Source organism: Brevibacillus sp. AG, assembly GCF_028369215.1.
GTDB lineage: Bacteria > Bacillota > Bacilli > Brevibacillales > Brevibacillaceae > Brevibacillus > Brevibacillus porteri.
This window is the reverse complement of record NZ_JAQMYO010000004.1, coordinates 34080-44876: the sequence shown is the minus strand read 5'-3', so window position 1 is coordinate 44876 and position 10797 is coordinate 34080. Positions and strand designations below refer to the sequence as shown.

Here is a 10797-nt window from a genome sequence, read left to right as displayed (position 1 = left end):
GCATCCCCTCCTATTCAGGAATCAGTTCGTACATTTCTCCGTATTTTTTCCCGTCCGTAAAAAACAGGCGGACAACGTCTTTTTTCCGGACCTCGATCTCCGGCATCAGATTGACACCGGGCTCGAGATCGCGAATGAAATTGTATCGGGTACCATCATCCTTGTGGGCGGGAGGAGAGCCTTCTTTTTTTACGTAGCAGAGTACGTCCCGCGCGATCGGAATCTCTGAAAAAATGCGAATCTGCAACGATTGATGCTTGCTAAACCAGCTTCCGCCCCGTTTGAACGAGTAGTAGATTTTGGCCTTTCCTGTGCTGACGTTGATCACATGGGCATCCCCGTCTGGCATGAGCAGAATCGGCTTTCCATTTTCCAATCGACAAGGAAAGATGCGGTATGTGTATCGGCCGATGCCGTCTGTTTTTTCCCGCAGCCCTTTGTGGACTTTGTATTCCTCTCGGGTATACAGTTTGAACTGACGATCATCCAGCTCGTTTACGTCAAAAGGGGCGCCAAACTGCGACTTGTGCACGTACACGCACGGAATATCCTGCGCCCAATGCCAATTGAGCACGTATTCGCTCCCTTGATACTGGCAGGTGACGTCTTTGATGAAGGTTTCTGTTGTTTCCTCCCGATTAATCATGATTCATCATGCTCCCTTTACTCAAACCGCTTGCTGCTTTGGTTCCCGGCGTCCAACGCGCGAGGGTTTTGTCTGGTGTTCAGTCTCCGCTTTGCAAAAGACGATCCACCACTCGTGGAAGCTGGCACAAAGAGAGTGAACAATGTCAGGATGACAGCGAGCAAGGAGCACGCCAGCAAACGTACAACCATATCGAGCAAGTCGATTGACGACAGTCCCATTTCCAAAACGAGTCCAGCTAACAGTCCTGATACCGCCCCGCCAATCGTGAAACTTTTGGCCAGATGGCGATTGTCAAAAATCAGACCCAGCGCCAAGCCGAGCAAAGCACCGATGATCAGAACACTGACCACACGGGTAATGGCGTAAAACATGCTTTCTTCTGTCGCTCCTGTCCGCTCGGAAACGATATTGCGGTCTGTTCGGCTCATATCGTAAATCTGACCAAAAATTCCTGTCATTTGGTCAGCGTGTTCAACATTGAAGTAGCTGCCGCCAGTCTCAGCAGCGATCTTTTGAAGCAACGCCGTTCCGTCTGCATCGATTTGGCTCATGCCTACGGTATGGACAATCACTTGGTTTTGCTTGTAGGGTGCAAGTGCAGCAGGGACATCCAGATCACTATAGCCGTCTGACATCAGCACGACCGTACTATTCACCATTTGATTGGCTTGCAGCTGATCTAGCCCCGCTTGCAGAGCCAGGTCGATTCGAGTGCCGCCATCCGTTCGCGGATATTGAAGCAGCTTCTTCACAATCTCATCCTTCACGGACTGGCTGCTCAGCTCGGTGAGGGGTTGCAGCACATTCGTTTGATCGTGAAACGTAACCACTGCTATGTTCATGTCACTGTCCATGCGCTGCACCATGTCGGCTGCTGCTTTGAACAATTGGTTATCCGGGTCAGACGACTGCATGCTGCCTGACGTATCCAGAACCATGACAATATTGTTGGCCCCACTAGCCTGTTGAAATGATGACCCGTACAGCAGCTGAAGCAGCATGGCCACTACGCCCACCATCAAAAACGTGCTGGGCACGAGCATTTTCCAGGAAAAGCCCAGATAGCGCTGTTTCCAACCGACTCCATTCAGTCGTGGCGAGATCATTTCCGCAATGAGGCACATCAGTCCTACGAAAAAGGCATATTGACCAAAATAAAGTCCCATTAACAACCATTGCGGTATTTCTCCGGACAGCTTGCCAAGCATGACTTCCCCGACCAAAAATCCGATCACGCCACCTACCAGACTACAAACTAGCATGAGTAAGCTTACCCTTCTCTGACTCATGACGACTCATCTCCTCCCACGCGGCGAAAGACAAACCCGCTTTCCTCATAGGAAGCATGGTATTTCTTGTTATTGCGGTAGAACATCAACTCTTCCATGCCGAATCCACCCATCAGGTTCATTTTTTCTATCCCGCTTTTTTGTTCCTCGTGGATGCAGCCCAGCTTGTAAGTTCGTGTGCTCTCATCTTTGTGCAGCGCATATTGGACGAAGTCGTTGTGAATATCAGCAAACAAGTACTTCTCCTCATAGCGATGCTTCTGCAAGAAATGGAACACTTCGATGTGAACCGCTGCGCGCTCTTCCAACACCAATGCGAGATCGAGGAACAAATCCTCCTTCGTCAGCACGGTTCGGTTATCGTAAGCAGCCCCGACGTTGGCACGCGCAAGCAGCTCCGCCTCAAAAGATAAAGCAAATGGCGCACGGGTGAGAATCTCGTTCCGGCAAAACTGACACAGCCTCTCCACGAGTCCGGCGAGTCGATTCCCGCTGAGCAGAGCGCCGCTACCAATATACCGTTGTTCCATGTAAAAATCACTGCCGCGCGAAGCTTCCAATGACCGGATTGTTTCATGGACCACCGATTCGTAATATTCGTCGACGTTTTTGCCCAAGTAGTCAGTCGCTTCTCGAACGCTCGTCTGGGCGATTTCCCGCAGTTGCTTATGCAAGGCTTCCAGCTGCTCGACTTGCTCACCTAACTGCCGGTGAATCTGCTCTGCCTGTTTCTCATAGCTCACAAGGATGGAGAGCATCATCTCCCAATCCAGCAACTCCAGCTTTTTGCCATAAACAGCGTCCAGCAAATGGCGAATGAAGGTCCGCACACGCTCCTTATCCCGTGTGAAAAATCCTCCTACGCGAATATCCTGCCGCTCCACTCGCTCTTGGTAGAGATCGACAAGCTCGGCTTTAATCTGTTCAACCTGTCGAGATGTCTCTCGAATTCCTGTGCGCAGCTCATCCAGCAGGTTTGCTCCATTGGCGTGTTCGGCTGTGAGATAGTAAGCCGCATACAGCCCAAGCCGTTCATCCTCGATAATTCCTTTCTGAATCAAATCAGCCAAGGACTCCTGGGACAGCATGTGATCCAGACGTTTACGCGCCCCTGAAACGACATTCGCCTCAAAAAAGGCTTGGCTGCTACCGTCAAACAAAGCCAGCTCCGCTTCACGCATATTCATACTGCAAAGCTCGCTGTAGCTGATACCAGAAGTCATGAGCCCCGTCATTTCCTCCAGGATGTGATCCTCAGGGAGAATGCCAGCCAATTTTCGCTGCAAATCATGCGCCGTCAATCCGAGCTTTTCTCTCGCTTTTGTTTTCGGCAATACCTCGCCGTCTTGTAGTCGCTCCCAATAGCGGTCAAATACGGCGGATAGTACTGTCAGCGCAATCGCATGAGTTGGTCGCTTCACTTTGGATAGTCCAGCAGACGCGAGCTTGGTCTGCCCATGATCAACTGTGATGCTACGCATAAATTGCAGCTTGTTATAGCCATCATTGCTTTCATGGAACTCCGACTCTACCTTTTTGTTGTTCAAAAGCACCAGCTTGCTGATCAGCTCATAATTTTCCTGCATGCCGCCTTCGATAAACAAGCCATGCTCTGTCTTGTCACTCAATAGGTAGGCCAGTGAAAATAACGGTGCGTTCACATGCTCCACAGGCAGTTTCACGAGATCCTCCGTTACCAAGAGATTCGCTCGATAACTGTAGTCGCTCCGCTGATAGCGATTGACCTCTTCCAAAAAGCTAACCGAGAGCGCTGTCGAGAACCCGAATGCTTCCCCGTTGTTCTTTTCTTGAAGCAGGACGTACAGGTCGACAGATACGTTTTTAAACAGCTCGTTGAGGTAGCCCTTGAGTAGCAACGTCAGCTCTGGCAAAAGGATCGTAGCAGGGTCATCCGCCCTTGCCACGACCGCTATATTGACTTGCTGAAAAGCAGTGAACAACTTGCCCATTTCCGCTACCCGCACGCTTGCCAGCTTCATCACCTTGTTCAGCTCCATGGTGACAGCTTCATCGAGTAAAAAACGCTCGTGGATCGAAGTACGCATCTTTTTCTTGTCGGCATCTGCCTGCGGCAAGCGGCACCCGATTACTTGCGGATGCTCCCACGTTTTGTCCTGATACGCATGGACATAAAGAACACCGTGACCATTTTGCCAATTGCGCTCGTTGTGGGCACGAACAGCTTGCAGTGCCTCTACGCTCTTATCCCCGAGAAAAAGGAAGAGCACCGGGTTTTGAATGCTTCGCTGTCCGTTTCCGCTATCCAGTTGTCTTTCCAATTCCGTAACGTATTGGGTCGCGAACTCTCCAATCAAATCCCTCATGCGTCCTCCTCGGTTATTAAACGATCCTGATTGCTTATTGCAGCGTCTTGCGCATATCGTTTACTTTTGACCAAACCTTTTTGTAGAACTGGAACAGCTCTTCACCGTTTACGTATTCATCGCGGTCGTATTCCAGATCGTTTTTCGTTTCTTGGAAGGTCGCCGCAATTTCATCGAGTTTTACCAGCAGTTGCTGCGTATCCTCTGCGGAGGTCATCGCGTCACTGCGTTTTGCAGCCTTGCGCTGGATGGTTGCCATGTTCTTGTGATCCAATGCGCGGAACTTTTCATAGATAGCGAATTCGACGTGCTTGTTGACCTTCATCAGGTTGATGAATGGCTCCCACGCATCTTCTTCCTCATCCTTGTCGTAGACGTAGAGTGCACCGCGCTTGCAGATGGTGTTTGTGTAAAGTGCTTCGATGAATCGGGTCACCAGCTCTTCTTCGTCCTTGATGGCACCTACGATCTGCTCCAGCTCCTGGATTTTGGCTTCGATTTCTTCGTATTTGCGCACTTCCTGTTCGATCAGGCGAATCTGCTCTGGATAGCGAATCAGGTTTTCTTTTGCCATCTCTTCATTGATACTGCCGAACACATCACGCGTAAATTCTTGCTCCAGACCATCTCTCAGGAAACCTTTGAGCTCAACCAATGCACGCTTGATCTCGCCAGGGCTCAGCTTGGTCGCGTCTCCTTGCGCTTGGTGCTTAGCCAAGAAAGTGGTCAGCGAGAACGGCTTCGTCATGATGGATTCATAACGGTTGCTGGTCTTGCTGTCGCTGCCTTTTTCGCGGATAGCTCCATAGCGCACCGCACGGTCAAACAGTTCGCGTACGTTGGCGTTGTACGCTTTGATTCGCCCATTTTGGTACGTATCTCCCCACGATTTTTCCGGAATAGGGGATGGGAGGTACGCCCAGTTGTTCTTTTCGGTTTGAACGAGGTGGCGTCCGATACCCTCTCTATCCAGAATGGTACGTTCGTAGCTTTCCTCGTAGACCTTCAACGGTGTGTAAGCGAACAGTGGAACACCGTTTTTCGTATTCAGCCAGAAGATGCGGTTTTTGACTTCGCTTTCTTTGACGGTAAAGCGTGATCCGCTAATCGCTGTATCTTGATAGTTTTTAATCCCCTTCAAAATCGATGGTGCTTTCAGCGGCACGGATACAAAGCCCCAGGAAGGGAAGTGCATATTGCCGAGATTGTTGCTCAGATGGAAGACCGGAATCGCCTCTTCATCCAGCTTGCTCGCAATCTTGCGCTCTACGATGCGATCGAGTGTCTCGTCCTGACCGTATTTGATCACGAGGAATTCTTCCATCGACTTGGTGATCAGCTCACCGAACTTCTCCGAAAGGAATTCCGAGATCGAACTAACGATATCCAGCTCTTGCTCTTTGACCCACTGATCGGAGTGTCGCAGCAGCTCGCTGGTGAAATCGCGGATCAGGTCATCCGCATCTTTTTGCTCCAGGATGTTGCTGACTACCTTGGAGATATCCGGCACACTGACGATGTTCCAGTAGTACGTCTTGTTGCCCGTGCGGTCGCTCTCTTCGCCGCCCTTGATCAGGATGTCGCCGTTTTGCTCGAAAATTTGGTTGAGTGCGTTCAAAATCTCAGTAAATACGTTATAAATACGGTTGTTTTCTGCATTCAACAAACGGTGCAGCTCTTCGTAGAATTCGATCATTTGCTCCAGCTTTTCTTGATCAGCCAGGAGCTGGTATTCGTTGATCTTTGCTTCGATGTAGCTGTTTTTCTTCTTCTCCTTGGAGATGAAAGCACTGCGGGCATCGCCCAGCTTTTCATTCGCATTTTCGCGCGCACCCTCAATCTCACGCGGGAAGCTCTCCAGATTCGCCTTGAGGCTCTCGATGTAGGAGAGGATCATTTTCATCAGGCAATAGCCTTTGTCCGAATGAATCAGACGGGACGCATAGAATGGTCCTTGCTGCGGGTGCAGGAACACGCGCGTAATCATTTCGCCGAAAACAGAGATCATGTCGCCTGGCGTCTGCTTCTTGCATTTGATGTACGCTTCGCGCGCTTTGGCGAGATAACCCTGCTCCAGCTCGTGGTCGATGCTCACGACTTGCTGAGTGATCACGTTGCTGTAGTTCAGACGCTCACTGTTTTCATAGCCTGGCAACGGTTCAGGAACGCGCTCCTCGAACTTGCGGGAAATCGAGTCGATGTCGATTCCGAGCTTGCGGGCGAATTTCTCCGCATCTTCCTGTGTTGGTGCTACTGTGAACATTTTTTCCATCTTATTAAACAAGCGATATGCCAAGTACGTTGTCATCTCTTCGATCGGCAAGACAGCAGAGGAAGCACCGATGACGTTGTATTGGTAGTTCGCTGCGTACGCTTTTGGCATCTGGTTGATGTTCGTACGGATGTTGCTGATATAGTCGTGGATCGCAAACTCTTCACCCGAACGCTTTTCTTCGCTCGCCATGAAGTTCGTAATGTTCTCCGCGGTTACGTTCATGCAGTAATCGTAGGCGTTTTCCAATGCTTTGCCTTCGAGATTGGTCGCAGAAATCAAATGACACAGGTTGAATGGTGGCATTGGCGATTGGACAGTGAGTACATTGCCGTATTGCTGGCGGAAACGCTCATTTCGCTCATCCGCATTCATCCAGTAGTCCAGCTCTTTTAATGCCGCATAACCGTTTTTCATGATGTAGTCGCGTGTGTGCGAGCTGAGACTCTTGTTCGACAGGTTGACGTCAGGCGTGAACAGGTAGCCCAGCGTATTCACCTTGTCTACCCCCGCACTACCGAAGTCGCGCTCCAAAATGCCTCGTACGATATAGGCGATGTCGAGGAAGCAACCGCTCCCCGTTCCCCCGGACAATCCGCTCAAGAGGAATACAGTCAGCTTTTTGTTCGTGCCCTCGCACAGCATCTTGACCTTTTTCTCAATGGTTTGTACGACTTGCGTAATTTTCGTAAAGAGAAGAAGTCGACCTGCCTGACGAACACCCGATGCTCCGCTGATTCCATCCGTAATCGTCAGCTCTGGTGAGAGCCAGTCAGTGATGTACGGCTCCAGAATGCTGCGATTCTGCAACACACCGCCGATCTCAGGATTGGACAGGAGTACGAACTCCGTCACTGGATCGAGTCCGATGCCCTTGTACTTTTTGTTACGGTCATGTTCATTCGTTTCAAACGCGATGAATTCAATATTGTCCGGCTTTTCCTTGCGCTTCTTAGAAAGCTGGTCTACTGGCAGCTTGAAGCGTCTGTTCACTTGGTATTTCAGGCGCAATAGCGCATCAATTCCTGTACCGCCAAGACCGATGACGAGCATCGGGTTATCAATTGTATCTACGCGAATCTTGTCACTGACGATTCCTCCGCCGAGGGATACGTCCAATTGTTGAATGTGTTCTCTCACAACTGCTTTCATAATCGACTCACTCCTAGACGATGTAATCTACATATAAGGACTTGTTCACATTCGTTAACGAAATTTTGATGCGATCGTTTTTCTTCAGCTCTTTGCCTTTGCTTGCATCGAGCACACGTCCGGCCTTTTCGATTCGGCAGCTTGAACGGTTTTCGATGATCAACGTATCGTTTTTCCCTGGTAAAAAGATGACTTTCTCTGTCTCCGCAAACTCAGGGGCGAGCTGCAAGAGTTGGTGCAGCTTCACTTTTCCTTTGAACGCGTTCAGTTTCTTGTACTGCGGATTGGACTTTTCCCCTGTATCCTCATCCACGATCTCGATGGCGATTTGGCCCGCGAAGCCCTTGTTCGCCTTGCGATAGATCGACAGTGCGTACAAGCCTGCACCAATCAACAGGATGAGAACCACGGTACCTCCTACTACGGTCATCCATGGAAATGGTTTCGATTCTGCAGCAGGATCAGTGGTTGTGTTCGGCTTGCTCGCTCCAGAGCCTGCCGTTTTGGAAGCATCTACAAGGAGTGGTTTTGTCTCCCGGTAAAAGCTGGTGTCTTCTGCCTTGATTTTGATCTCATACGCATGGTCAGCCGGGATTGTGAAGCTGCCTTCGAACCCGCTGCCCGTATTGTTCAGGACGACCTCATTCGTCTTATTATCCGTCTTGTCATTGACGATCAGTGTCGCCTTCATCTGCTTGTACAGATCAGGACTCACTACCTTCTGTCCGTTTGAAACAAGTGCAGCCTTGATCGGTACGACATCGCCAGCCTTGAAGCTCTTGGCTGTGACTGGCTCCATCTCCAATTGCAGATCGTAGTTGAAGATGAGGTTAATATCGATTTTTTCCTTCGGGGCACCCTTTACCTGTAGCTTCCAATCGCCCTGCTGTGGCTTGACCAGCTTGATCATCGTGTACGCATTGGATTTCGACAGTCTGACCTGGTTGGAAGGGATTTGTACTTCCTTGCCTGCTGGGTCATACAGCTTCACTTCCACTGCTTTTTGCGACATGATCGAGATGTTGGCTTCCATGACGCTGCCATTCGGGATTGGGATCGGAATCTCCTGAGCCTGACCGTTTGCAACGAAGCTTTTCACCGGGACAACCTTCAGCTTCAAGTGATTTGCAAAGATTTCGCTCAAGATTTGCGGGAGCTTGTCCGCTGTGCTTGTTTCGAAAAATTTACCATTTGTATCCGCAGCGATCTGTTGCAGGGTCGTGCGGTTAAGCTGACCGTCTGCGTTCAAGCCAATCGTGTAAATCGGATAGCCTTTGTCTTTGGCCTCTTTCACTGCTTGCTGTAGCTCTTGATCAGATTGTGCTTGGGTACGGCTTGATGCTTTGTTCAAATAGTTGTTTCCGTCTGCCAACAACACGATGATCGGCGCATTGTTTGGATTGCGTCCCGCATCCAGGATTTTCACTGCTTCCGTAACCCCTACAGCAATATCGGTGTAGGCTCCTTTTTGCAGGCTGTCGATGAAGGCTTTGATATCGTTCTTGTCTTCTTCGGAATTAATCTCAAGCAGTGCCTTTTCCCGCTCGATCTTGTCGGTATAGGCGACGACACCAATCTTGTTCGCTTGGATCGACGTCATGTCGACGAACATTTTCATCGCTTCGTTGCTGACTTTGTTCTTATCGCTTTGGGTCATAGAGTTGCTGACGTCCACGACCAGGACAGCGTCCATATTGTTTCCGCTCGTTTGCGCAAAGCCTGGGTGAGTGACGGAGAGGACACTGACCAAAAGCAGGGCAAGACATGCTACGTATCGACATAACATTCGGAATCGTATTATTTTCATGAGAGCTCCTTTTCTTGTTCGTTACAAAGAATTTGTGAAGTGTTGCAAAGGAAGTAAGACTATGACACTATTACCACTAGATTCAAGAAGTAGAAGACAGATGATAAAAAAGTACTAGAATGATTGCCCCTTACTCGTAATACGATACGACATGATTCTTTGTTACAGATTTCGACAACTTCGTTAGGAGAAATTTTATGTTAACTTACTTTCTGTTGTTTGCGGCTTTTTTGCTGCTAGCGGTCCGATTCCTCAAGCTGCTGCGACTAAAACGGCGCAATCTCTCCAACGCCGAAATCGATCAGCATCTTCATGCCTTACTGAATGAGAAGAGGGATTCACCATGAGAAAACGAATCGGCGTCCAATTCCGCAAAACCCGTAAAACCACTCATACGTATGAAAGAATTCAAGCGTGCACGCGATGCCATACGTACCATGTCCTGTGGGAGACACATTGTGAGACCTGTGGGAGAGCCTACACACCGATCCGCCAGGTTTCCCACGCTGTGACGCGCCGTTATGTGCAGACGCGCTTTTTGCTCTTGGGCTTGTTCGTCTGTCTTGCTCTCCTTTCTGCGGATACCCTTTTGCAATTAGCTCTCGCAGGAGGTATTGGCTGTGTGTTGTTCGTGCTGTTTTTCGTGATGCAGAAAAAATACGGCACCTATGAAAGAGACATACAATTTCAACACTTTTTGACAAAGGAACTGGATACGCTCAAGAAGTCACTCCTCCGTCATTTGGAGGAAGTGGGCAACGACGTCAAAGAAGGACATCTCAAGGAAGCTTATGAAAAAACGAGAGAGATCGGGCATTTCGTCGATTCCGATACGATCAAGATACGCAAGATCATGTTCCTCAATCATTACGTCCTGCGAAAAGACATGGAACTGGAGCTCGAAACGCTCATCCCGTCTATGTACGACAAGGACTTCATGGAATATGTGCGCGAAGTCATCAAGGTCCAGCCTTCGCTCGTCAAAAAATCTGTTCTCAATTATGTCAGACGTTATAAAAATCAAATATTGTTACTAGAAAATGGGGATCAGCTCATCGGTCAAGTGGCAGGTGCAGCGCTCCGCATGAAGTCTTATGTGGATGAATATCAGGATCTGATTATCGAATTTATCGATTTTTTGCCTCGCGAGCGCCTTCTGCGATTGGCAAAAATGGTACAAACCCATAAGGATGAAGGTTGGGAACAACTATATCATTCTACCAAAAACAGGGTGGATACGCATTACGCGTTTGACCCGGATTTCAAAGGCTTACTGTGAAGGA

7 protein-coding genes are annotated in these 10797 nt (G+C 49.3%); 2 read left to right on the top strand and 5 right to left on the bottom strand.

Annotated elements, in window-relative coordinates; all coding sequences use genetic code 11:
* Positions 1-10: 10 nt before the first annotated feature.
* From POF51_RS11615 to POF51_RS11595, 5 genes are read right to left on the bottom strand one after another with little or no spacing between them, the layout of a single operon-like run.
* Complete coding sequence (locus POF51_RS11615; protein ID WP_271755399.1) at positions 11-646, bottom strand: beta-mannanase; 636 nt, start codon at positions 644-646, stop codon at positions 11-13.
* A gap of 17 nt (positions 647-663) precedes the next feature.
* Positions 664-1938, bottom strand: a complete 1275-nt coding sequence (locus POF51_RS11610; protein WP_069849895.1) for a vWA domain-containing protein — start codon at positions 1936-1938, stop codon at positions 664-666.
* Positions 1935-4283 (bottom strand): hypothetical protein, encoded by a 2349-nt coding sequence (locus POF51_RS11605; protein WP_271755398.1) that lies wholly within the window; start codon positions 4281-4283, stop codon positions 1935-1937. Before POF51_RS11605 ends, POF51_RS11610 begins: the two co-directional genes overlap by 4 nt.
* A gap of 34 nt (positions 4284-4317) precedes the next feature.
* Positions 4318-7707 carry a tubulin-like doman-containing protein gene (locus tag POF51_RS11600; RefSeq protein ID WP_271755397.1) on the bottom strand — a complete coding sequence of 1130 codons (3390 nt, stop codon included), beginning with the start codon at positions 7705-7707 and terminating at the stop codon, positions 4318-4320.
* 13 nt (positions 7708-7720) lie between these two features.
* Entirely contained in the window at positions 7721-9514 is a 1794-nt protein-coding gene (locus POF51_RS11595) for a vWA domain-containing protein (RefSeq protein ID WP_069849901.1), read from the bottom strand.
* Positions 9515-9711: 197 nt separating this feature from the next.
* Here POF51_RS11595 and POF51_RS11590 point away from each other — a divergent pair, with 197 nt between their 5' ends.
* Together POF51_RS11590 and POF51_RS11585 are read left to right on the top strand one after the other, a co-directional pair.
* Entirely contained in the window at positions 9712-9861 is a 150-nt protein-coding gene (locus tag POF51_RS11590) for a hypothetical protein (protein ID WP_007724683.1), read from the top strand.
* Positions 9858-10793, top strand: a complete 936-nt coding sequence (locus POF51_RS11585) for a hypothetical protein (RefSeq protein ID WP_017246642.1) — start codon at positions 9858-9860, stop codon at positions 10791-10793. Before POF51_RS11590 ends, POF51_RS11585 begins: the two co-directional genes overlap by 4 nt.
* Positions 10794-10797: the final 4 nt, after the last annotated feature.